The 21,734-nt window shown below is 60.2% G+C and carries 22 protein-coding genes; 13 read left to right on the forward strand and 9 right to left on the reverse strand.

The window, feature by feature from the left end; all coding sequences use genetic code 11:
• Positions 1-67: 67 nt before the first annotated feature.
• The 3 genes from ACFOFO_RS05655 to ACFOFO_RS05665 form a co-directional block, all read right to left on the reverse strand.
• Entirely contained in the window at positions 68-406 is a 339-nt protein-coding gene (locus ACFOFO_RS05655; RefSeq protein ID WP_390322414.1) for an NAD(P) transhydrogenase subunit alpha part 2, read from the reverse strand.
• Between the two features lie 92 nt (positions 407-498).
• On the reverse strand, positions 499-858 hold the full coding sequence (gene panD / locus ACFOFO_RS05660) for an aspartate 1-decarboxylase (protein ID WP_390331086.1): 360 nt from the start codon (positions 856-858) through the stop codon (positions 499-501).
• An 82-nt stretch (positions 859-940) separates the two neighbouring features.
• On the reverse strand, positions 941-2,056 hold the full coding sequence (locus tag ACFOFO_RS05665; RefSeq protein ID WP_390322412.1) for a Re/Si-specific NAD(P)(+) transhydrogenase subunit alpha: 1,116 nt from the start codon (positions 2,054-2,056) through the stop codon (positions 941-943).
• Between the two features lie 434 nt (positions 2,057-2,490).
• On the opposite strand from ACFOFO_RS05665, the gene ACFOFO_RS05670 reads away from it, so the two are divergent.
• The 3 genes from ACFOFO_RS05670 (at position 2,491) to hemP (ending at position 4,689) form a co-directional block, all read left to right on the forward strand.
• The gene (locus ACFOFO_RS05670; protein WP_390322411.1) at positions 2,491-3,027 is read left to right on the forward strand and encodes an NUDIX hydrolase; all 537 of its coding nucleotides are present in this window, start codon (positions 2,491-2,493) and stop codon (positions 3,025-3,027) included.
• Positions 3,020-4,162 carry a tRNA 2-thiouridine(34) synthase MnmA gene (gene mnmA, locus ACFOFO_RS05675; RefSeq protein ID WP_390322409.1) on the forward strand — a complete coding sequence of 381 codons (1,143 nt, stop codon included), beginning with the start codon at positions 3,020-3,022 and terminating at the stop codon, positions 4,160-4,162. Before ACFOFO_RS05670 ends, mnmA begins: the two co-directional genes overlap by 8 nt.
• 338 nt (positions 4,163-4,500) lie before the next feature.
• Positions 4,501-4,689: a hemin uptake protein HemP gene (gene hemP, locus ACFOFO_RS05680; RefSeq protein ID WP_390331088.1), complete on the forward strand. Its 189-nt coding sequence runs from the start codon at positions 4,501-4,503 to the stop codon at positions 4,687-4,689.
• A gap of 69 nt (positions 4,690-4,758) precedes the next feature.
• Here the strand turns inward: hemP and ACFOFO_RS05685 are convergent, their stop codons facing one another.
• The 3 genes from ACFOFO_RS05685 to ACFOFO_RS05695 are packed head-to-tail and all read right to left on the reverse strand — an operon-like array spanning position 4,759 to position 7,248.
• Positions 4,759-5,076, reverse strand: coding sequence for a DUF6587 family protein (locus tag ACFOFO_RS05685; RefSeq protein WP_390322407.1), 318 nt, complete (start codon positions 5,074-5,076; stop codon positions 4,759-4,761).
• Between the two features lies 1 nt (position 5,077).
• On the reverse strand, positions 5,078-6,964 hold the full coding sequence (feoB, locus tag ACFOFO_RS05690) for a ferrous iron transporter B (protein WP_390322406.1): 1,887 nt from the start codon (positions 6,962-6,964) through the stop codon (positions 5,078-5,080).
• A gap of 2 nt (positions 6,965-6,966) precedes the next feature.
• Positions 6,967-7,248, reverse strand: coding sequence for a FeoA family protein (locus ACFOFO_RS05695; protein WP_390322405.1), 282 nt, complete (start codon positions 7,246-7,248; stop codon positions 6,967-6,969).
• 426 nt (positions 7,249-7,674) lie between these two features.
• Between ACFOFO_RS05695 and ACFOFO_RS05700 the strand changes: the two genes are divergently transcribed.
• Positions 7,675-8,295 carry a hypothetical protein gene (locus ACFOFO_RS05700; RefSeq protein WP_390322404.1) on the forward strand — a complete coding sequence of 207 codons (621 nt, stop codon included), beginning with the start codon at positions 7,675-7,677 and terminating at the stop codon, positions 8,293-8,295.
• 280 nt (positions 8,296-8,575) lie between these two features.
• Here ACFOFO_RS05700 and ACFOFO_RS26570 read toward each other — a convergent pair whose 3' ends face one another.
• Entirely contained in the window at positions 8,576-9,037 is a 462-nt protein-coding gene (locus ACFOFO_RS26570; RefSeq protein ID WP_449369365.1) for a hypothetical protein, read from the reverse strand.
• Between the two features lies 1 nt (position 9,038).
• Here ACFOFO_RS26570 and ACFOFO_RS05710 point away from each other — a divergent pair, with 1 nt between their 5' ends.
• The gene (locus ACFOFO_RS05710; protein WP_390327865.1) at positions 9,039-9,647 is read left to right on the forward strand and encodes a TonB family protein; all 609 of its coding nucleotides are present in this window, start codon (positions 9,039-9,041) and stop codon (positions 9,645-9,647) included.
• A 201-nt stretch (positions 9,648-9,848) separates the two neighbouring features.
• On the opposite strand, the gene ACFOFO_RS05715 is transcribed toward ACFOFO_RS05710, so the two are convergent.
• Positions 9,849-12,656 (reverse strand): M16 family metallopeptidase, encoded by a 2,808-nt coding sequence (locus tag ACFOFO_RS05715; protein ID WP_390322401.1) that lies wholly within the window; start codon positions 12,654-12,656, stop codon positions 9,849-9,851.
• A gap of 386 nt (positions 12,657-13,042) precedes the next feature.
• Between ACFOFO_RS05715 and ACFOFO_RS05720 the strand changes: the two genes are divergently transcribed.
• From ACFOFO_RS05720 to ACFOFO_RS05740, 5 genes are all read left to right on the forward strand, one after another.
• Positions 13,043-15,244, forward strand: a complete 2,202-nt coding sequence (locus ACFOFO_RS05720; RefSeq protein ID WP_390322399.1) for a TonB-dependent receptor — start codon at positions 13,043-13,045, stop codon at positions 15,242-15,244.
• Positions 15,245-15,372: 128 nt separating this feature from the next.
• Complete coding sequence (locus tag ACFOFO_RS05725; protein ID WP_390322398.1) at positions 15,373-16,053, forward strand: Fe2+-dependent dioxygenase; 681 nt, start codon at positions 15,373-15,375, stop codon at positions 16,051-16,053.
• Positions 16,054-16,148: 95 nt separating this feature from the next.
• The gene (locus tag ACFOFO_RS05730; protein WP_390331089.1) at positions 16,149-16,868 is read left to right on the forward strand and encodes a PepSY-associated TM helix domain-containing protein; all 720 of its coding nucleotides are present in this window, start codon (positions 16,149-16,151) and stop codon (positions 16,866-16,868) included.
• A 237-nt stretch (positions 16,869-17,105) separates the two neighbouring features.
• On the forward strand, positions 17,106-17,576 hold the full coding sequence (bfr, locus tag ACFOFO_RS05735; RefSeq protein WP_390322395.1) for a bacterioferritin: 471 nt from the start codon (positions 17,106-17,108) through the stop codon (positions 17,574-17,576).
• A 319-nt stretch (positions 17,577-17,895) separates the two neighbouring features.
• Positions 17,896-18,066, forward strand: coding sequence for a hypothetical protein (locus ACFOFO_RS05740; protein ID WP_390322394.1), 171 nt, complete (start codon positions 17,896-17,898; stop codon positions 18,064-18,066).
• Between the two features lie 165 nt (positions 18,067-18,231).
• Here ACFOFO_RS05740 and ACFOFO_RS05745 read toward each other — a convergent pair whose 3' ends face one another.
• Positions 18,232-18,840: a glutathione S-transferase N-terminal domain-containing protein gene (locus ACFOFO_RS05745; RefSeq protein ID WP_390322393.1), complete on the reverse strand. Its 609-nt coding sequence runs from the start codon at positions 18,838-18,840 to the stop codon at positions 18,232-18,234.
• 234 nt (positions 18,841-19,074) lie between these two features.
• On the opposite strand from ACFOFO_RS05745, the gene purB reads away from it, so the two are divergent.
• The 3 genes from purB to ACFOFO_RS05760 all read left to right on the forward strand — a co-directional run bounded on the left by purB (position 19,075) and on the right by ACFOFO_RS05760 (position 21,714).
• Positions 19,075-20,442 carry an adenylosuccinate lyase gene (gene purB, locus ACFOFO_RS05750; RefSeq protein ID WP_390322392.1) on the forward strand — a complete coding sequence of 456 codons (1,368 nt, stop codon included), beginning with the start codon at positions 19,075-19,077 and terminating at the stop codon, positions 20,440-20,442.
• Between the two features lie 124 nt (positions 20,443-20,566).
• Positions 20,567-21,094 carry a cytochrome b gene (locus ACFOFO_RS05755; RefSeq protein ID WP_390322391.1) on the forward strand — a complete coding sequence of 176 codons (528 nt, stop codon included), beginning with the start codon at positions 20,567-20,569 and terminating at the stop codon, positions 21,092-21,094.
• A 44-nt stretch (positions 21,095-21,138) separates the two neighbouring features.
• The gene (locus tag ACFOFO_RS05760) at positions 21,139-21,714 is read left to right on the forward strand and encodes a YceI family protein (protein WP_390322390.1); all 576 of its coding nucleotides are present in this window, start codon (positions 21,139-21,141) and stop codon (positions 21,712-21,714) included.
• Positions 21,715-21,734 lie beyond the last annotated feature (20 nt).

Genomic DNA, 21,734 nt, shown 5'->3' on the forward strand with positions numbered 1-21,734 from the left:
TGGATGAAACAGACCGATGCGATCAGGTACAGCATCGTCACCAGGTTCATGCTCACGAAGTCCATGTTCATGGTTTAGCTCCCGCTGAAGTCGATGCTGCCGATGCCGGCAAGGCCTTCGGCGCTTTTTTCTTGAACATTTCGAGCATGCGTTGCGTCACTAAAAATCCGCCGAATACATTGACTGCCGCCAGCGCGACCGCCAGCGTGCCCATGAACTGGCCGAGCCGGCCTTCCGTCAAGCCGGCGGCCAGCATCGCGCCGACGATGATGATCGCGGAAATCGCGTTGGTGACCGCCATCAGCGGTGTGTGCAGTGCCGGTGTGACGGTCCAGACCACGTGGTAGCCGACGTAAATCGCCAGCACGAAGATGATCAGGTTGATGATGGTGTGACTGACTTCCATGATGTCCTCTCTTGTTGTGATGGGCGCGTTTTGTTGACGTTAGGCGCCCTGGGTATTGACGGACAGCGGTGCGCCGGGCGCACCGCATCGCTTCACTTTTTCATGCTGGTAATCTGGTTGCCGGCATCGACGAAAGCGACTTTCGGGGTATAGGTCTCGATCTCTTTGTCGTCCATCGCGCCGAAGGTGCAGATGATCAGCAAATCGCCCAGTTGTGCCAGCCGGGCGGCAGCGCCATTGAGCGAAATCTCGCCGCTGCCGCGTTTGCCGGGAATCGCGTAGGTCGAGAACCGTGCGCCGTTGTTGACGTTGTAGATGTCGATTTTTTCGTTGACACGGATATCCACCGCTTCCAGCAGGTTAACGTCGATCCCGCACGAGCCTTCGTAATGGAGGTCGCACTGGGTGACGGTGACGCGATGGAGTTTGGCGCGAAGCATGGTGCGCTGCATAGTTTCTTCCCTAACCAATTTACTGAAATTTACTGAAATTCATTGAATTTTGCCGAATTTGCTGAACTTTGTTCAATTTTTTTCATTTTTTGCTGACTTCGCCGCCCGAGCACAGCATGGTGGCGGCGACGATTTCATCGTCGCGGTTGAGCACCAGACCACCATCGGCATTGACGATCAGCTTCAGGAAGTCGAGCACGTTACGCGCATACAGCGCCGACGAGTCGGCCGCCAGCAGTGTCGCCAGATTCGGTTCGCCGATGATGTGGACGCCGTACTTGGTCACGGTCTTGCCCAGTTCGGACAGCGGACAGTTGCCGCCCTGCTCGACCGCCATGTCGACGATCACCGAGCCCGGCTTCATGGCCTTCACGGTGTCTTCGGAAATCAGTATCGGCGCCTTGCGGCCCGGGATCAGCGCGGTGGTGATGATGATATCGGCCTGTTTGGCGCGTTCGTGCACCAGTTCGGCCTGGCGCTGCATCCAGTCGGCCGGCATCGGGCGCGCATAGCCGCCGATGCCTTGCGCGATTTCCTTTTCTTCATCGGTCAGGAACGGCACATCGATGAACTTGGCGCCGAGCGACTCGACCTGCTCCTTGACCGGCGGGCGCACGTCGGACGCCTCGATCACCGCGCCGAGTCGCTTGGCGGTCGCGATCGCCTGCAGACCGGCCACGCCGACGCCCATGATCAGCACCCGCGCCGCCTTGACGGTACCGGCGGCGGTCATCAGCATCGGTATGAAGCGCTGATAGGTATTGGCCGCCAGCAGCACCGCCTTGTAGCCGGCGATATTGGCCTGCGACGACAGCACGTCCATCGATTGCGCGCGGGTAATGCGCGGCGCCGCTTCCAGCGCAAACGCGGTCAGCCCATGGGCCGCCATCGCCGCGGTGTTGTCGGCGTCGAACTGGTTCAGCATGCCCACCACCACCGTGCCGGATTTCATCAGCGCCCGCTCTTCAGACGACGGCGCGCGCACTTTCAGCACCAACTCGCAGCCAAAAGCGTCGGCCGCACTGCCGATTAATGCACCGGCGGCCAGATAGGCGTCATCGATGACGCTGGCAGCGACGCCGGCGCCGGACTGCACGATCACCTGATGCTTGCCGGAAATTAACTTTTTGACAGTTTCTGGTGTTGCGGCCACGCGCGTCTCTCCCGACCGCGTCTCGGCGGGAATGCCGATTCTCATAGAGTTCTCCATGGTTAATAATTCTGACGGAAATCTTACACGGAAAATTGTTGATTCCGCATGTACTGCATGCAACATAACTGATATTTCTATACTCAGTTTGCATATCCATATGCTGCGACCGCATATGCATTGCGCTGATGTATTGTTGTTATCAAAGATTACCGTGGCATTACAAGCGCGGGTCGGCACGGTAAAATGGCGGACTACATGGAAAGTACGCCTAGGAGTCTGTCGGACTTACGGAGAATCGGCTGCAAAATTACCTGACCGGTCCATATTTCACCGGCTTTTTGGTCAATAGCTCGCTATTGACGCTGCAAATCCGGCAAAATCTGTCCTCGCTCAGCGTGTTCTCGCTTCGATTCCGTAAGTCCGACAGTCTCCTAGCAATTCTGCCTCACCAAAATGCCTGATACGCATGCCTAACGCTTATGCCTAATACCTGGAAACCATCCGTCACCGTCGCCGCCGTCATCGAGCGCGACGGCTTGTTCTTGCTGGTCGAAGAAGAGACCAGCGACGGCCTGCGCTTCAACCAGCCGGCCGGCCATCTCGATCCGAACGAATCGCTGCAGCAGGCGGTGGTGCGCGAAACGCTGGAAGAAACCGCACACGACTTCACACCGACGGCGCTGGTCGGCATGTATATGTCGCGCTATATCTCGCCCCGTACCGGGCGCGACGTCACTTATTTGCGGTTCACCTTCTGCGGCGTGGCCGGCACCGAGCATGACCTGCCGCTCGACCACGGCATCGTGCGCAGCGTCTGGATGTCCTACGATCAGATGCAGGCCTGCCGCGAGCGCCATCGCAGTCCGGTGGTGATGCAGTGTGTCGACGATTATCTGCAGGGCAAGCGGGCGCCGCTGTCACTGCTGTCGACCGATCCGGCCGTGCTGGCGGTGGTGCCGATGGCAACGCCGGTGGCGACCAGTCATCTTGCGCCGTCAGGAAACACCCATGGCTAAGAAAAAAGTCGTGATCGGCATGTCGGGCGGCGTCGATTCGTCGGTGTCGGCGTGGTTGCTGAAGGAACAAGGCTACGAAGTGATCGGCCTGTTCATGAAGAACTGGGAAGACGACGACGATTCCGAATATTGTTCGACCCGGCAAGACTGGATCGATGCCGTCAGCGTCGCCGACGTGGTCGGGGTCGACATCGAGGCCGTCAATTTCGCTGCCGAATACAAGGATCGCGTGTTCGCGGAATTCCTGCGCGAATACCAGGCCGGCCGCACCCCCAATCCGGACGTGTTGTGCAATGCCGAGATCAAGTTCAAGGCCTTCCTCGACCATGCGATGCTGCTGGGCGCCGACCTGATCGCGACCGGCCACTATGCGCGGGTGCGCCAGGCCCAAGACGGCAAGGTTGAATTGTTGAAGGCGCTGGACCATAGCAAGGATCAGAGCTACTTCCTGCATCGGCTGAACCAGGCGCAGTTGTCGAAGACCCTGTTTCCGCTGGGCGAGATCCAGAAGACGGAAGTGCGCAAGATCGCCGAGCAGATCGGCCTGCCGAACGCGAAAAAGAAGGATTCGACCGGCATCTGCTTCATCGGCGAACGGCCGTTCCGCGAATTTCTGAACCGCTATCTGTCCTACCAGCCGGGCCCGATCAAGACCGCCGACGGCAAGACCGTGGGCGAACATGTCGGCCTGAGTTTCTACACGCTGGGCCAGCGCAAGGGCATCGGCATCGGCGGCGTCAAGTCGCACCAGAACGCCGATGGCAGCAGCGACGCCTGGTATGTCGCCAGGAAAGACATCGCCGCCAATACGCTGTACATCGTGCAGGGCCACGAACATCCATGGTTGCTGTCGTCCTCGCTGGCGGCCGGCCAGGTCAGCTGGGTCGCCGGCCATGCGCCGAGCCAGACCGCATTGTCGGCCAAGACGCGCTATCGCCAGGCCGATATCGCCTGTCGCCACCTGACGCAGGGTGGCGGCGGATTTGTGGACGACTTCATGCTCGAATTCGATACCCCGCAGTGGGCGGTGACGCCGGGGCAATCGGCGGTCTTGTACGATGGCGAGGTGTGCCTGGGCGGCGGGATCATCACGACGGCGTCGGCAGTGACTGCCGACCCGCTGCCAGTCGCTTAACACGCCATCGCGCGTGACCAGCCCGCATCCGACGGCAGCGGCGCCGGGGCCACGTTGACAACACGTCGATCGCGCAGGCTGAATCGTTCCATCCGATTGGGTAGCTTGCGCCGCCGCGGACGATGGTGACCCATACCAACATACTCTGGCATATCAATGGCAGCTGCCGCAAATAAATTGCGGAGCCTTTACATATACTGCCATTTTTTTAGCTTTCGACGACGGCAGACGAAGGTCGGCTGCTGGTCATATCATTCCGGCAAAAAGCTTGCCATCCGGCGTCACTTGACCAATAATGCAAATGCGAATTATTATCATTCAAACTGCATATTGACCCCATGTCCAAATCTCCACCGCTCGCCCCCAACCCGCCGCTCGGCAATCCGGCGCCATCTCGGCCAGCGCCGCTGCACCGTATCAGTAGTCAGGAGTTGTTCCAGCAGGCGCGCGAGGTCGAGATCGACCATGAAGGCCGCATTTATCGGTTGCGAATGACGAGTTTGAACAAGCTGATCCTGACCGCATAAGCCGGCACAGGAATCGCCCGGTGCGCCGCACATCGGCGTAACCGAACGTCATGCCGAAATGCAATGCGGTCAGGCGCGGGGAGTTTGCCGGAAATGCAGCTTGATGACTTGCGGTGCGGCGTCGCCGCTGCCGTTGACATTGGCGGTGACGTTGGCCGAATCTGCACTGCCGCAGGAACCGCAGCTGGAACAGCCGCCGTCGCCACAGGCGGCGTCGTTATTCGATTTCTGCCTGAGCCAGCCGGCCACCGCGCTCAAACCCAACGCCCCCAGATGATGTGCCAACCGGTTGACGGCGCGGATCCGCAAGGTCGCGGGCGCCCACTTCCATGCCGCGTACAGCGCGGCGGATGCGACGATGGTAAACACGATCAGTTGCTGCAGCATGTCAGGCCCCGGTCAGGAAGAGAGCGATGCGATAAGTTGCGAACGACGCGCCGTAGGCCAGCGCAAACATGTAGCCCGCCATCAGCAGCGGATAGCGCCAGCTGTTGGTCTCGCGCTTGACCACGCTCAGGGTCGACAGGCATTGCGGCGCAAACACATACCAGGCCAGCAGCGACAACGCGGTGGCCAGACTCCATGACTGCGCGATCAGCGGCGTCAGCGAACTGGCCAGTGCTTCGCCGGTCTGCGACAGCGCATACACGGTGCCGAGCGCGCCGACCGCGACTTCGCGCGCCGCCATGCCGGGCACCAGCGCGATGCAGATCTGCCAGCCGAAACCGATCGGCGCGAACACCACCTCCAGCGCCCGTCCCAGCATCCCGGCCAGGCTGTAGTAGATCGCAGGATGGTCGGCGTTGGCAGGCGGCGCCGGGAAGGTCGACAGGAACCACAGCAAGATCATCAGGGTCAGGATGATGGTACCGACCCGGGTCAGGAAAATCTTGGCGCGCTCCCACAGCCCCAGCACCAGATTGCGCGCATGCGGCCAGTGATAACTCGGCAGCTCCAGCATCAGCGGCTGATGCCGGCTGGCGCTCATGCTGCGCTTCATCACGTAGGCCACCAGCATCGCGGCGGCGATGCCGGCCACGTACAGCACGAACAGCACCAGCCCTTGCAGATTGAAGACGGCGCCGACGGTGCGACTCGGGATGAAGGCGGCGATGATCAGGGCGTATACCGGCAGCCGCGCCGAGCACGTCATCAAAGGCGCGATCATGATCGTGACCAGCCGGTCGCGCGGATTCTGGATGGTGCGGGCCGCCATGATGCCGGGAATCGCGCAGGCGAAGCTCGACAGCAGCGGAATGAAGGCGCGGCCCGACAGGCCGACGCCGCCCATCAGGCGGTCGAGCAGGAAGGCCGCACGCGGCAGATAGCCGCAGTCTTCCAGAAACAGGATGAAGAAGAACAGGATCAGGATTTGCGGCAGGAACACCAGCACGCTGCCGACGCCGCCCAGGATGCCTTCCACCAGCAAGCTGCGCAGCAGGCCGTCGTCCATGTGCGTGCGGATCAGCTGGCCGACGCCGTCGACGCCGCCCTTGATCAGGTCCATCGGCGTGTTGGCCCAGCTAAACACGGCCTGGAACACGAAGAACATCAGGATCGCCAGCAGGATCGGACCAAAGACCGGATGCAGCACGACATGGTCGATCTTCTCGGTCAGGTTGCCGGTATCGCCGATGTCGCTGGTGCAGACCGACAGGATGCGGCGCACTTCGCGCTGGGTGTCCTGCACCGACACCGCGTCGATCGCCGCCAGCGAGCGGGCGACGGCAGGCGCAGAGGAAGGGTGAGGCAGCGCGTCGAGCGCCTGGACCAGTGCCGTCTCGCCGCCGCTGCGCACGGCCACGGTTTCGACCACCGGCATGCCCAGTTCCTGCGCCAGTTTGTCGGTATCGATCACGATGTTGCGGCGCTTGGCGACGTCGACCATGTTCAGCGCCAGCACCATCGGCAGACCGAGCCGCTTGATTTCCAGTACCAGTCGCAGGTTCAGCCGCAGGTTGGTGGCATCGACCACGCACACGATGCTGTCGGGCACGGTCTCGCCGACGCGCACCCCGGCCACGACATCGCGCGTGATCGCTTCATCGGGAGTGGTGGCGGACAGGCTGTACGCGCCGGGCAGGTCAAGCAGGCGCCAGGCGCGGCCGGTCGGCGTGGTAAAGCTGCCTTCCTTGCGCTCGATCGTGACGCCGGCGTAGTTGGCAACCTTCTGGCGCGCGCCGGTCAAGCGATTGAACAGCGCGGTCTTGCCGCAGTTCGGATTGCCGACCAGCGCCACCAACGGCGTCTGCAACTTGCCAGGAATCGCCGCCATGATCAGTCCGGCTGCACCGATATCAGCGCAGCCTCGAAGCGGCGCAGCGCGAAGGTCGAATTGCCGACCTTGACTGCCAGCGGCTCGCCACCCGGCATGCCGCGCTTGAGCATGCGAATCCGCTCACCCGGCACGAATCCCAGTTCCATCAGGCGGCGCGATAGGTCCACACCGCTTTCCTTCATGTGCTGGTGATGCGGCGTCAGCAAGGTAACCGTGCCGCTCTTGCCAATCGCAAGAGTGTCGAGTGTGATGGTGTGCGGAACTTGCCGGGCGGAGGTCATGGTACCGAGATTCCATAAAAATGGGTTCGGTTGAATGGTAATGCGAATTATTACTATTTGCAAGCTGGAATCGCGTTGATTGCTACTCCATCAAGCGCTTGGTATGATCGCCAGCAATAAGTCTGTCGAATAGTGTTAACGTCTGCCGGAAATCGCGGCCCCGCAATTGAGTCCGTTGGCGCTACGGAATACGCCGGGAACATGACGTTGCAATATGGACATTATGCGGAGCGCCTTCTACACTGTAACGGGCGCTGAGTGTCGGACCTATTTCACGGTTTTTTTATGGTCCCGTATAACTTGGCAAGTTTGCAGAAAACGAGACGCGATGCGGGCTTCCGGTGGGTGGCCCGCGGCATTTATTGGACACCCTTCCGTGTATACCGGACAGGCGTGTCCGTATAACTAAACAGTTAGCACTAGCATATGCCCCAACTCTTCACTCGCCTCTTACTTGCAGCTCTCACACTGAGTAGCAGTTGCTTCGCGGCAGATTTGCCAAGCGAAGCATTGAAAATCTTAACTGCAAAATATCCCAACGTTGAATTGAAACGCATCTCGGATGTCAGTTTCGGCGATCTGAACAATGATGGTATTAAGGACATATGCTTCATTCTCTCCGAACTGGGAGAAAACGGATCATACGAACGACTTGTCGTTCTTGCTGGTAGGGCGGACGGTACCTTCGCCTTGTTTTCGCAATCTGATACATGGGCCGCGCATATGCGGCGCCTTATTTACACGTCAATTGAGAAAGGTTCGATATTTTTGAATGATAGTTCCGTCGGTTACACAGAATTTGAGGGAACACGATACCAGTTCAAAATTATTCAAGGCAGACTGAAGCTAATTGGCACTGTCCATACACAAGGCACCATCGGAAGTGACGATGAATCCAAATCTTCGGTGAATCTAGTCACGAATAAAATAGTGAATGTCACAGTTGAAGACAAAAAACGGAAGGAAAGTTTTAGTCGTATGCAAGGCCACTACGATATTTACTTGGAAGATTTTTCTTTTGCCACAATCTCGGGAAAGCTAAATTGAGTGCGAAGATTCGCGGCGATTCACTCTAACTCTGCATGTATGGGCTCCCTCCAAAGTTGAGCCGCGTCGCGATTCCGCTGAATTCCAATGTTAAGACAAGTCCGACAAACTTTGCTCCTGAGCGCATGCCGCCTCGGTTGCCCCCGATATTCGACGGATTTTATTACCGTCGATCAAGTGGCAGCGGCGTGAAAACCACCCACAAAACAAGAATTTCGCAGACGCTTGCAAAAGTCCCGCAAATGCCGGAGAATACAAACCTTAATGAGAACGATTCCTATTAATCTTGCTGGCAACGCATCGCACCAGCGGGAATCGCGGCAAGAAAGTGGGCCGGTAACAGCGGCGTCGCCGACAACTGCCAAATCAAACTGTTCACACCATTGAGCAAGGTGCATCGATGATTGTCTGTATTTGCAACAACGTATCCGATCGCGAAATCCGGCAGGCGGTCGATCTGGGCGTCAGTTCGATGTCCGAGCTGAGCAACGATCTGGGTGTCGCGACTTGTTGCGGCCAGTGCGCCGACTGTGCCAAACAGGTGTTGCAGGACCATATCCAAGCGCAACGCTCGGTACAGCGTGCCGCTCAGCAGGACGTGCGCGAAGTTAGCTTCCGCCGCACCCCGCTCGCCGCCTGAAATGGCGGCTGCCCCCTTAGTCGGGCGCACTCCCCCGATACCAGCTGCGCCATGGCTGAGCGGGCACAAGCCGCGCCGGTTCTGGCCGCTGGCCTTGATCATCGTGTTGCATCTCGGATTGTTTTACGCCGTGCACAATGGCCTGCTGAAGCAGTCGGTGCAAGTCGCGCTGCCGCAAGCCGTCATGGTCAGTTTCATCCTGCCGGCCAGTGCGCCGCAGCAACCGGCCGTCGAGACGGTCGCGCTGCAGAAAACCAGCCCGCAGTCGAAGCCGCCCCTGCCTGTCGTCCGGCCTCAGCTGGCCGAACCCGACACCAGTCGTGCGGCGCCATCGGATCCGCCATCGATCGCAGACCCTGCGCCCAGCCTGACGCTGGCAACCGCAAACCCGTCGCCGGCGCCGGTCATCGCGCCAGAAACGGCGGCGCCGAGGATGATCTCGTCCGGCGTCGAATACATTCGTGCGCCGAAACCCGAATATCCGGCGCTGTCACGGCGCAATGGCGAAACCGGGAAAGTGCTGCTGTGCGTGCTGATCAATGCGCAAGGGCATCCTGAGCAGGCGACGGTGCAACAGTCGTCGGGTTCGGCGCGACTGGACGAAGCCGGCCGGCAGGCGGTGCTGCGCGCGCTGTTCAAACCCCATCGCGACAATGGCAATCCGGTCGCGGTGTATGCGATCGTGCCGATCAAGTTCACGCTCGATAATTAAAAAAACCCGCCGCGCCGAGACGCATCTTGCCTTTCGCTTGGTCTTACAACGGCGTGTTTTTTGCGTATATCAAGCGCTAGCGGTGCACCACGAACGACACTGGATTCCAGCGTTCGCTGGAATGACTCGGATTTTGTTCACTTCAGCAATGACTCAGATTTTGTTCGCTGTAATGACTCAGATTTTGTTCGCTGTAATGACTCAGATTTTGTTCGCTGTAATGACTCGGATTTTGTTCGCTGTAATGACTCGGATTTTGTTCGCCGGCATGGCCGCCGCTTTCATCTTGGCCTCGTCGCCGGCGATCACCACCGTCATTCTGGCCGGGTCGAGCGCCTTGCGCAGCGCGGCATTGACCCGTTCGACATTGAGCGCGGCGATCTTGTCTTCCAGCGCCTTGCTCCAAGCAAAAGTACGGTCCAGATACAGGTTGCTGACCCACGCGCTCGCCAGGCTGCCGTCCTGCGCGCGGGTCTGCAGGCGCTGTTGCAGGATGCCCGATTTGGCGCGCGCCAGTTCCTCGGCGCTGAAGCCATCCTTCAGCAGGCGCGCCAGTTCTTCCTGCACCGCCGTATCGACCTTGGCCAGATTCCGCGGCGCGGCGATCGCCTGGATCGCAAAACTGCCGTTGCGGTCGATCGAGCCGGCCCGCAGTGACGAGCCGACACCATACGACAGCCCGTCCTTCTGACGGATGCGCTGCATCAGCCGTGAATCCATGCCGGCGCCACCGCCGATCAGGTAATTGGCGACCAGCAAGGCCGGGTAATCGGCATCGTCGTCGCGCAGATCTAGGTTCACGCGTGCGGTATAGACGCCATTTTCCTTGTCCGGCGTATTGATGTTCTTGCGCATCGGCGCGATGTCGGCATAGCTTTCCGGAACGCGGGTGTAGCCCGCCGCACTGCGCCAGTTGCCGAAGCTCTGCTCGACTATCTTGCTGATCTCGGCCGGATCGAAATCGCCGACGATCGCCAGCTCGCCCTTCGACGCACCATAGAAGTCTTTATGGAAGGCCTTGACGTCATCCAGCGTCAGCTTGCCGAGCTCGGCGATCGATTCATCGAGCGACTGAAAAGCGCGCCAGTCGCCCTTCGGATAGTGGTTGAAATGCTCGCCGATCGCCATCGATGCCTGCGTCTCCGGTTCATTGCGCTGCGACTCGATGCCGACCAGGGTCTGCTTGCGCAACTGCTCGAACTCGGCCGGCGGAAAACTCGGCTGCTGCAGCACCTGTGCCACCAGTCGCAGCGCGGCCGGCAGGTTGGCGCGGGTGGTTTCAAAGCGGTATGGACTGCCGCTGAGCTTCAGCTTGGCGAACTCGTCGGCCAGCTGTTCACGGCTGAATTTACTGTTGCCGCGCATCAGCATGTCGTCGGTGATGCTCGCCACCGTCTGCTTGCCGAACAGGCTCTTCTCATCGCCCCAGTGCAGGCGCAGCGCGACCGCTACCGTTTCGCCACGATTCTGCTTCGGCAGCAGCGCCAGTTCCAGGCCGCCGATCTTGGCATGTTGGGTCCGGGCGTCGATATTGGCCTGGCTCGGGTCAAACGCTTCGCTGCTGGCGACCTGCTGTTTCGGCTGATAATCCTTCAGCAATTCGGCGGCGCCAGGGGCGGTCGGCACCGTCACGCGCTGCGGCTGGTCTTCCGGCTGAAACAGGCCGACGGTGCGGTTGTCGCGCTTGAAATAAAGCCCGGCCGCCGCGGCCACCTGCGCCGACGTGACCTTTTGCTGCAGGTCGCGGCTCAGGAATAGCAGGCGCCAGTCGCCCAGCGCGATCGCCTCCGACAGAGCGACGCCGGCCTGGCGGTGATCGTTCAACATCTTTTCGATCTGGTTCGCATAATCGCGCCGTACCCGCTCGATCTCTTCCTTGGTCGGCGGCGTATTCTTGAAATCCTCGATCGCGGCAATCAGTGCGTCGCGCACCGGCTCGATCGGCTCGCCGCTCTTGACGACGGCGCCGATCACCTGCAGGCCCGGCGCAAAGGCACCGATCGACTGACTGAACACCTGGACCGCCTTGCCGCTCTCGACCAGTTGCTTGTGCAGCCGGCCGTTCGGGGTGTCGGTCAGGATGTCGGCGGCAAACGACAGCGCATCGGAGTCCGGATGCAGCCCGCTCGGCACCTTGTACGCGACCTCGATGATCTGCAGGTCGCCCTTGCGGCGCACCGTGAAACCGCGCTCGCCGTCCTGGGTCGGCTCGACCGTCCACAGCGGCGGCAGTCGGCGCTTGGGCTTGGCGATCGGGCCGAACGCGCGTTCGATCCATTGCAGGGTCAGCACCGGATCGAACTTGCCGGCGACCAGCAGCACTGCGTTGTCGGGCTGGTAGTACATCCGGTAGAACGCCTGCAGGTTCTCGATCTTGACGTTCTCGATGTCGCTGCGATTGCCGATGGTCGGCTTGCCATAGCTGTGCCAGTCGAAGGCCACGCTTTGCATCCGTTTCTGCATCACGCTGAAGGGCGAGTTTTCACCCTTCTCGTACTCGTTGCGCACCACCGTCATTTCGGAATCGAGATCCTTCTTCGCGATGAAGGAATGCACCATGCGCCCGGCCTCCATCTCGATCGCCCATTTCAGGTTGTCGTCGCCGGCCTGGAAGAATTCGTAGTAGTTGGTGCGATCGAGCGAGGTGGTGCCGTTGAACGTCATGCCGCGCTTGGCAAATTCCTGCGGGATGCTGGTGTATTTCGGCGCGCCCTTGAACATCAGATGCTCGAGCAGATGCGCCATCCCGGTTTCGCCATAATTTTCGAAACGCGAGCCGACCAGGTAGGTGACGTTGACGGTCACGGTCGGCTTCGAGGCGTCCGGCAGCAGCAGGACCTTGAGTCCATTGGCCAGCCGGTATTCGGTGATGCCCTCGACCGACGGTCCCTGGGTCACGCCTTTCGGCAACGCCAGCGCAGCGGCGAGGTTGGCCGACAGCGCGAATACGGCGGCCAGCAAGCCGGTGATCAGGATTGAAGTGGAACTGCGTTTTCGGCTGTGGAGCATGTTGTTCCGATCGGTCATGGTTTTCAAATTTCAAATATCCAAAAACTACGGGAGTATTTCAATATTTTAATTTAATTATGCGCGGACAATGGCAGTGGCTGATGGAGTATATACAAGCAACTATGCACGACCGGCAACATGACACACGCTGCCGGTCGGCCATCAAGCCATCTTTCAATTGACAATAGCAATCATTCTCATTTACATTTGCACCTGTGTAAAACATGGTCGGCAGCAGCGGGCAAATCACCGCGTTGTCGCTAAGCTTTCTCTGCTTTTCTCTTTATTTCAGCCAGCCAAGCGGAACATCCGATCCGGTCAGCCAGCCACCTCAGTGCGCAGCGTCACGCTGCACGCGACCACCCTGACCGCACAAGGATTTATCGATGAACCGTCGTCTCACCCCGGTGGCAGCTGCGCTGCTCGCTGCATTTTCCGCACCTCTGGCATTGGCGCAAGGCACGCCCAATTCCCTGCCCGCGCTGTCCGACACTCAGCCCGCCGACGCCGTGCTGTCTGAAATAACGGTGCATGATAGCGCGAAAAAAGATGGCTTTGCCGCAATGAAAAGCGGCATCGGCGGCAAGCAAGAGACCCTGCTGCGCGACATCCCGCAATCGCTCACCGTGATCAACCGGGCCGTGCTGGAATCGCAGGCCGCCACCTCGATGGTCGAGGCGCTGCGCAACGTGCCGGGCATTACGATTTCGGCCGGCGAAGGCGGCCAGATCGGCGACAATATCAATCTGCGCGGCTTTTCGGCGCGCACTGACATGTTCATCGATGGCTTCCGCGACCGCGGGCAATACACGCGCGACACCTTCTTCCTGGAGGCGGTTGAGGTGCTGAAGGGGCCGTCGTCGATGTTGTTCGGGCGCGGCTCGACCGGTGGCGTGATCAACCAGGTCAGCAAGAAGCCGAACCTGAAGGCCAGCGCCGAAGCGACCGCCAGCGTCGGCACCGACAGCTACTATCGCGCCACCGTGGATGTGAATCACCCGCTGTCCGAGACGTCGGCGTTCAGCATCGAGGCACTGGCTGCCGACGCCAAGTCGACCCGCGACGTCACGCGGTTGCAGCATGTTGGCATTGCGCCGTCCTTGCGCTTCGGCATCGGCAGCCCGACCGAGGTCACCCTGTCGGCGCTGATCTTGCGCAACGACGACCTGCCCGATTATGGGTTCCCCTTGCTCAATAGCGGGCCCGGCACGGTCAGCAAACCGATCAACGCGCCGCGCAATCGCTTCTATGGCTTCACCGACGACCAGTACCGGCAGGACGCCAATATTTTCAACGCCAGCATTCGCCACAAGTTCAGCGCGGACGTGACGCTGACCAACCGCACCCAATACGCGCAGAGCCGGACCCAGGCCTCGCCGACGCCATTGAAAGCCGCAACCATGGTCGGCGGCACGCCGACCCAGGCCACGCCGCTCGACCTGATCGCGTCGCCGTTCGACACCCGGGACCGCGTGATCAACGACAAGTCGCTGTTCAACCAGACCGATCTGGTGATCAAGTCGCAACTGGGTGGCATGCTGAACACCGTCATCACCGGCTTTGAATTGGGGCGCGATACCGACCATGCCGACAATTACGCCTGGAGCGGACTCGGCAGCGTCAATCTGGGCCATCCTGTGGTTGGCCCGAAACCGGCCACGGCAGTGCGCAGCGCGAGCACCGCCACCGACACCACGGGCGATACTTTCGCGCTCTACCTGAACGACCAGATCGACTTGAACCAGCAATGGAAACTGGTCGGCGGCGTGCGCTGGGACCGCATCAAAGCCGATTATCACGCACTGACTTATGCCGGCAACGTGAACACGCAGCTCGGCCGCACCGACCGCATGCTGAGCATCCGCGCCGGCGTGATCTGGCAGCCGAGCGAGACCCAGTCCTACTACCTGTCCTACGGCACCTCGTTCAATCCGTCGAGCGAAGCGATCACGCTGTCGACCACGACCGCCGGTTTGAAACCGGAGAAGAACCGCTCGGTCGAAATCGGTGCCAAGCTCGATTTCCTGGACGGCAACCTGTCTTTCAACTCGGCCCTGTTCGATGTCGAAAAAAGCAATGCCCGCACCACCGACCCGCTGACTGCCATCGTCAGCCTCGATGGCGACATCCGGGTGCGCGGGCTGGAACTGGGCGTGGTCGGCCGCATCACGCCGGCCTGGCAATTGATGGCCGGCTATACCCTGCTCGACGGCAAGATAATCGCATCGCAGGACCGGACCGGCGCCGGCACCGCCGCCAGCCCCTATCTGTATGCGCAAGGCAAGACCCTGGCGAATACGCCGCGCCACAGTGCGTCGCTCTGGAGCACCTACAGCTTCCTGGACCACTGGGAAGCCGGCGGCGGACTGGTGTACAGCGCCGATCGCACCGTCAACAACTTCGAGAGCGCGCAGATCGACGGCTATACGCGGATCGACGCCACCTTGGCCTACAAACAGAAAAGCTACGACATCCGGCTCAATCTGCAGAACCTGACGGACCGGCAATATTTCGAGACCGCCTCGGCCGGGCGCGCGACACCGGTCAAAGGGCGGACCGCGATCGTGTCGGTCGCGTATCGGTTCTGACCAATTAGTTGTAGGGTGCGCCGTGCGCACCATGCATCGTCGACGATGATGACGGCCTCATCGGTGCGCACGGCGCACCCTACTTCCGACGCATTTTGCGTCAGTCCCAACTGATATTATTTGCCGCCATGCTCCTCACCATTCCCGACCTCCTGAGCGCCGAACAAGTGCGCCACTGCCGCAGCCAGCTCGATGCCGCCGACTGGATCGACGGTCGCGCCACCGCCGGTTTTCAAGGCAGCCGCGTCAAACACAACCGGCAATTGCTGGAAGGGTCACCGGCCGCGCTGGCCTTGGGCGACTTGATCGTGGCGGCACTGGAGCGTCATCCGCTCTTCATCAGCGCGGTGCTGCCGCTGCACGTCTATCCGCCGCTGTTCAACCGCTATGACGGCGGCCAGCAGTTTGGCGAGCACATCGACAATGCGCTGCGCCTGATGCCGGGCAGTCGCCACAAGATCCGCACCGATGTCTCGGCCACGCTGTTTCTGTCCGAGCCGGACGAGTACGACGGCGGTGAACTGCTGATCGAGGACACCTACGGCATGCAGTCGGTCAAGCTGCCGGCCGGGCACCTGGTCGTCTACCCGGCGGCCAGCCTACATCGGGTCAGCGCCGTCACCCGCGGCGCGCGGCTGGCCTCGTTCTTCTGGGTCCAAAGCATGATCCGCGACGATGCCCAGCGCACCCTGCTGTTCGACCTCGACAGCGCGATCCAGCGCCTGCACCAGGACCATGCGGATGCGCGTGCGCTGCTGCAACTGACCGGCAGTTATCACAACCTGTTGCGGATGTGGTCGGAACTGTGACCGGCTGCCATTCGTTGTTACGCATCGAAAAATATACTCATCAATCAATCACCGCAATCCGCATGCAAATCGGACGCTAGATACTTATACTCACCATGAATTCCAGAACCGACCGAGCCATCCTGCGCGAACTCAGCACCGATCCGCGCTCGCCGCTACCGGCAACATCGAGCCTGAGCGCGCCCAAGCGCAGCCGCAGCAAGCGCGCCGTGTTCCTTGGCTGGCTGCGCAAAACCCATCTGTATATCGGCTTGTGGGGCGCGTTGCTGGGCCTGCTGTTCGGCGCCACCGGGATCTTGCTGAACCATCGTTCGGTATTGAAAATCCCGATCGAGAAAAGCGTGCAACAAACCGTGCAATTGGCGCTGCCGGCGCACGGCTTCGACTCGCCGCAACAGATGGCGGACTGGCTGCAGGCCGAGTTGCAATGGACGCCGCAACAAGCGCCGAGCATCAAGACGCAGCCGGCCAAAACCGTGCTGTGGGCCGACCAGGAGGTGCTGCAACCGGAGCGCTGGAGCGTCAACCTGAGCAGCCCGCAGCGCAGCGTCAGCGCCGAATATTTCGTCGGCAACCGCAGCCTCAAACTCGATCACAACGACGCCACGCCGATCGGCACCCTGACCCGGCTCCACATGTCGACCGGCGTCGGCGCGTTTTGGGTGCTGCTGTCGGACAGCATCGCGGCCAGCCTGATGCTGCTGTCGCTGACCGGCCTGCTGCTGTGGACCCAGCTGCACACGGTCCGCAGCATCGCGGTGCTGACCAGCGCCGGCGCGCTGCTGGCCAGCGTCTGGTTCATGTGGTCGCTATAAGGATTGCAGCCGATAGAATTGCACCCGATGCGGCGCTCGACCGCTGCCTGGCGAAACAGCTGCAAATGATTTGCGCCAGCAAAATGCGCCGATGTTAATGGCAAAAGCCAGCGCCTGCGCTATGATGACCAACACACAACGATCCGCCAGCCTCACCGCGGTATTGCATCACCACAGTACGGCCTTACCACAGCGCCAGCAGCACTATTCTCAATCGACCACCACCGGGAGACCGCAATGAAGGGTGACAAAGCCATCATCAAGCTGCTCAATGCGCAGCTGACCAACGAACTGTCGGCGATCAACCAGTATTTTTTGCATGCGCGGATGTACAGGCACTGGGGCCTGGAAAAACTGGCGAAGAAAGAGTATGACGAATCGATCGGCGAGATGAAGCATGCCGACCGGCTGATCGACCGCATCCTGATGCTGGATGGCCTACCGAACCTGCAGGCGCTGCACAAGCTGATGATCGGCGAATCGACCGAAGAAATGCTGCATTGCGATCTGAAGCTGGAAATTGAGGCGCAAAAAACCGTCAAGGAAGGCATCGCAGCGAGCGAACTGGCGGCCGACTATGTGTCGCGCGACCTGTTCAATCTGATCCTGGAAGACACCGAGCAACATATCGACTGGCTCCAGACGCAAATCGATCTGATCGAAAAAGTCGGCCTGCAAAACTATCTGCAAACCCAGATGACGGCCTGAGCACGGCTGTCAGGTCGGATAACTCACGATTACAAGACAGTTATTGAGGGAGTATCGTCAATAACCGGCTCACAGCCCTTGTTTTTATTGCGGAAGAAAAAATACAGGGGCTAGTATATTTGGCAGAATTCGTCAGCACACGGCATCCGCTGGCGCTCCATCACGCCGGCGTGGCGCCACCTGCGATTCTGGTCCGGCGTCGCCACCTGCATTTTCCCCCCTGCTTGTTCCCACTCAATATGGCCGCGCCGAGGCTCGCACCGGCACGCCCAATTTAGAAATAAACATTGCAAATTTATAAAGTTTTACTAAGCTAAAAGTGTCAACATACTACGAGGAGTCGCCCAAACAGCGACTTGAGATCATGATCGTCGCGCTGATAACATTGATGTCGATGACTGTGTTTGGTTTGCTCGTCGGTTTGATCGTGTCGATGGTGGTGGACGAGATGAGAGATCAATATCAGCGCCACAATATCGATCACAGTTGACACAGGGCAGATAGTGCATCGCGGTTTACTGAGCACCGCTGGCAAGCGGCGCAGCGGGTTACGCGACTATTGCGCGACGCTAAATTTCCAGGCATAAAATACCCATAAAAAAGCGCCGCCGGAAACCACCCGGCGGCGCTTTTTTTTTGCATGCAGGCGACCAGCTTACTGCGGCACGGTGTCCCGGAACGATGGCCGCTCCGACAGCTTGTCGTACAGCTTCAGCAGGTTCGGATAATCGCCGCGCCATTCGATCTCCGGAAAGCGGAACGACAACCAGCCGAGCGCGCAGCCGACCGCGACGTCGGCCAGCGAATAATGACTGTCGCAGCAGAATGCCGTCTCGCCCAGACCGGCCGACATTGCGGCCAGTCCTGCATGCACCTTGCGCATCTGGCGGTCGATCCAGGTCTGGCTTTGCAGCTCGGGCGGGCGCAGCGTCCGTTCCAGCCGCACCAGGATCGCGGCGTCGAGCACGCCATCGGCCAGCGCCTCCCAGCACTTGACCGCCGCGCGATCGCGGCTGGTGGCCGGCAGCAGCTTGCAGACTGGCGTCAGGTTGTCGAGATAATCGACGATCACGCGCGAGTCGTACATCGCATTGCCGTCTTCCATCACCAGGCAGGGCACCTTGCCGAGCGGGTTAGCGGCATGGATCGTGGTGTCGTCGGCCCACACGTTTTCCAGCGTCAGGACGAAGTCGAGCTTTTTTTCCGCCATCACGATGCGGACCTTGCGTACATAAGGGCTGGTGAGTGAGCCAATCAGTTTCATAGTGACTTTTAGATAAGAATTTGCTGGCAGTATAACATCGGGCGCCGACCTCCCCTTGACCTGTGACAGACCGCGACCATGCGGCGCAGACGCGCGGCGACAGTGTCGGCGCAATCGCCGCGAATGGTAAAATCGCGTTTTGCGGCAGCGCCGACCTGCTTGTGCTCGCTGTTTGTTCTCGCTATTGGTTGCCGCTGCCTGTCCTCACTGCTTATATCACTTCTCTCTCTCATCATGCCACTGTCAACGCTCTCCGCCCTGTCCCCGCTCGACGGCCGCTACGCTGCCAAAACCGACAAACTGCGCCCGATTCTGTCCGAAGCCGGCTTCATGCACCACCGCGTAAAGGTCGAGATCGCGTGGCTGCAAGCCTTGTCGAACGCCGGTCTCGCCGAGATCAAGCCGTTCTCTGCCGAGGCCAACGCGCTGCTCGAGCAGATGGCGGCCGGGTTCTCGGAAACCGATGCCGCGCGCATCAAGGCGATCGAAGCGGTCACCAACCACGACGTCAAGGCGGTTGAATACTGGCTGAAAGAACAGGTCAAGGACGTGCCGGAACTGGTCGCGGCATCGGAGTTCATCCACTTCGCCTGCACTTCGGAAGACATCAACAACACCTCGCACGGGATGATGCTGAAAACCGCCCGCAACGAGGTCGTGCTGCCGGCATTGCAGGCCGTGATTGCGAAATTGACGCAGTTGGCACACACTAACGCCGAGCTGCCGATGCTCTCGCGCACGCACGGCCAGACCGCCAGCCCGACTACGCTCGGCAAGGAAATGGCGAACGTGGCGGCGCGCCTGCAGCGCGCGGTCAAGCGCATCGGCGAGGTCGAGCTGCTGGGCAAGATGAACGGCGCGGTCGGCAATTACAACGCCCATCTGTCGGCCTACCCGGATTTCGACTGGGAGAACTTCTCGAAGAATGTGATCGAGCAGCGCCTCGGCCTGACCTACAACCCGTACACGATCCAGATCGAGCCGCACGACTACATGGCTGAACTGTTCGACGCGATCGCACGCGCCAACACCATCCTGCTCGACCTCAATCGCGACATCTGGTCGTATATCTCGCTGGGCTACTTCAAGCAGAGCACCAAGGCCGGCGAAATCGGTTCGTCGACCATGCCGCACAAGGTCAACCCGATCGATTTCGAAAATTCCGAAGGCAATCTCGGCCTCGCCAACGCGGTCCTTAAGCACATGTCAGAAAAGTTGCCGGTGTCGCGCATGCAGCGCGACCTGACCGATTCGACCGTGTTGCGCAACATCGGCGTCGCGCTCGGCTACGCGGTGCTGGCCTACGACAGCTGCCTGCGCGGCCTGAACAAGCTGGAAGTGAATCCGACCCGGCTGGCGCAAGACCTCGACGCGACCTGGGAAGTGCTGGCCGAGCCGGTGCAAACCGTGATGCGCCGCTACGGCATTGAAAATCCGTACGAGCAACTGAAGGAACTGACCCGCGGCAAGGGCATCTCGAAAGAAGCGCTGCGCGAGTTCGTGCTCGGGCTGGCGATCCCGCAAGATGCCAAGGACCGCTTGCTGGCGCTGACGCCGTCCAATTACACCGGCATCGCGTCCAAGCTGGCACGCCAGGTCTAAGTCTGCGCGCGTGAACGGCTGGCGGCGTGTTGGTCGGCGGCAAGCGGCCGCGCCATTTTTTTGTTATCTTGTTGCGGGTCGCGAATATCCGCTCACGACAAGATAACAATCCAGGCAATCCTTCATGCACCAACGCTATACCAAAACCGCCGTGTCGCTGCACTGGCTGATGGCCATCCTGATCGTCGCCGCGTTCGGGCTGGGACTCACGATGACCGACATTCCGGGCATCACGCCGACCAAGCTGCGCTATTTTTCCTGGCATAAATGGCTCGGCGTCACGCTACTGGGCCTGGCCTGTCTGCGCCTGCTATGGCGCCTGGCGCATCCGGCGCCCGCCTATCCGGCCAGTATGAGCGCCGGCCAGAAAACGATCGCGTCCGCAACCCACTTGCTGATGTACCTGCTGATGTTCGCGGTGCCGGTCTCCGGCTATTTCTATACGCTCGCGGCCGGCGTGCCGGTGGTGTACCTGGGCCTGCTGCCGCTGCCGGTGCTGATCGAACCCAACGAAACGCTCAAGCCATTGCTCAAGGGCGTCCATTACTGGCTGAACATGCTGTTTCTCGGCGCCTTCATCCTGCATGTACTGGGCGCGCTGAAGCACCTGCTGTGGCAACGCGACGGCCTGTTCCAACGCATCTTGCCCTAACCTGCCCTGATCCGCCCATCCTCCAATTTCTGAAAGGACTGTTGATGCATTTCCAACCCCTGTTGCGCCGCCGCCCCGTTATCGCCACCGTGCTGGCGCTGACCATCGCCCTGCCCGGCATCGCCGGCGCGATGCTGAAGACCGATACCGCCAAGAGCAGCGTGTCGGCCGTGTTCAAGCAGATGAATGTGCCGGTCGAGGCGAAGTTCAAGAAATTCAACGTCCAGCTCGACTACAACGACGCCAAGCCGGAAGCGTCCAAGGCGAATGTCGAGATCGACATCGGCAGTTTCGATCTGGGCGATCCGCAATACAACCAGGAAGTGCTGAAGAAGGAATGGTTCAACGCCACGCAGTTCCCCAAAGCCAGCTTCGTGTCGAGCACGATCAAGCCGGGCGCCGGCGGCAAGCTCGAGGTCAGCGGCAAGCTGACCATCAAGGGCAAGACCAGCGACATCAGTTTTCCGCTGAGCGTGAAGAAGGAAGGCAGCAATCAGATTTTCGACGGCAGCCTGCCGATCAAGCGGCTGCGCTACAACATTGGCGAAGGCGAGTGGCAGGACACCAGCATGGTGGCCGATGAAGTCGTGATCAAGTTCCACGTCGTCACCGCGCAGTAGATCCAGCACATCCGCAACCG

The sequence above is a fragment of the Pseudundibacterium arcticum genome (genome assembly GCF_042646465.1).
GTDB lineage: Bacteria > Pseudomonadota > Gammaproteobacteria > Burkholderiales > Burkholderiaceae_D > Undibacterium_A > Undibacterium_A arcticum.

What these genes read in the sequence shown, in the direction of transcription:
- ACFOFO_RS05655 (WP_390322414.1), bottom strand. Translation starts at nt 406, where the DNA reads ATGGAAGTCAGTCACACCATCATCAACCTGATCATCTTCGTGCTGGCG.
- panD (WP_390331086.1), bottom strand. Translation starts at nt 858, where the DNA reads ATGCAGCGCACCATGCTTCGCGCCAAACTCCATCGCGTCACCGTCACC.
- ACFOFO_RS05665 (WP_390322412.1), bottom strand. Translation starts at nt 2,056, where the DNA reads ATGAGAATCGGCATTCCCGCCGAGACGCGGTCGGGAGAGACGCGCGTG.
- ACFOFO_RS05670 (WP_390322411.1), top strand. Translation starts at nt 2,491, where the DNA reads ATGCCTAATACCTGGAAACCATCCGTCACCGTCGCCGCCGTCATCGAG.
- mnmA (WP_390322409.1), top strand. Translation starts at nt 3,020, where the DNA reads ATGGCTAAGAAAAAAGTCGTGATCGGCATGTCGGGCGGCGTCGATTCG.
- hemP (WP_390331088.1), top strand. Translation starts at nt 4,501, where the DNA reads ATGTCCAAATCTCCACCGCTCGCCCCCAACCCGCCGCTCGGCAATCCG.
- ACFOFO_RS05685 (WP_390322407.1), bottom strand. Translation starts at nt 5,076, where the DNA reads ATGCTGCAGCAACTGATCGTGTTTACCATCGTCGCATCCGCCGCGCTG.
- feoB (WP_390322406.1), bottom strand. Translation starts at nt 6,964, where the DNA reads ATGGCGGCGATTCCTGGCAAGTTGCAGACGCCGTTGGTGGCGCTGGTC.
- ACFOFO_RS05695 (WP_390322405.1), bottom strand. Translation starts at nt 7,248, where the DNA reads ATGACCTCCGCCCGGCAAGTTCCGCACACCATCACACTCGACACTCTT.
- ACFOFO_RS05700 (WP_390322404.1), top strand. Translation starts at nt 7,675, where the DNA reads ATGCCCCAACTCTTCACTCGCCTCTTACTTGCAGCTCTCACACTGAGT.
- ACFOFO_RS26570 (WP_449369365.1), bottom strand. Translation starts at nt 9,037, where the DNA reads ATGATCAAGGCCAGCGGCCAGAACCGGCGCGGCTTGTGCCCGCTCAGC.
- ACFOFO_RS05715 (WP_390322401.1), bottom strand. Translation starts at nt 12,656, where the DNA reads ATGCTCCACAGCCGAAAACGCAGTTCCACTTCAATCCTGATCACCGGC.
- ACFOFO_RS05720 (WP_390322399.1), top strand. Translation starts at nt 13,043, where the DNA reads ATGAACCGTCGTCTCACCCCGGTGGCAGCTGCGCTGCTCGCTGCATTT.
- ACFOFO_RS05725 (WP_390322398.1), top strand. Translation starts at nt 15,373, where the DNA reads ATGCTCCTCACCATTCCCGACCTCCTGAGCGCCGAACAAGTGCGCCAC.
- ACFOFO_RS05730 (WP_390331089.1), top strand. Translation starts at nt 16,149, where the DNA reads ATGAATTCCAGAACCGACCGAGCCATCCTGCGCGAACTCAGCACCGAT.
- bfr (WP_390322395.1), top strand. Translation starts at nt 17,106, where the DNA reads ATGAAGGGTGACAAAGCCATCATCAAGCTGCTCAATGCGCAGCTGACC.
- ACFOFO_RS05745 (WP_390322393.1), bottom strand. Translation starts at nt 18,840, where the DNA reads ATGAAACTGATTGGCTCACTCACCAGCCCTTATGTACGCAAGGTCCGC.
- purB (WP_390322392.1), top strand. Translation starts at nt 19,075, where the DNA reads ATGCCACTGTCAACGCTCTCCGCCCTGTCCCCGCTCGACGGCCGCTAC.
- ACFOFO_RS05755 (WP_390322391.1), top strand. Translation starts at nt 20,567, where the DNA reads ATGCACCAACGCTATACCAAAACCGCCGTGTCGCTGCACTGGCTGATG.
- ACFOFO_RS05760 (WP_390322390.1), top strand. Translation starts at nt 21,139, where the DNA reads ATGCATTTCCAACCCCTGTTGCGCCGCCGCCCCGTTATCGCCACCGTG.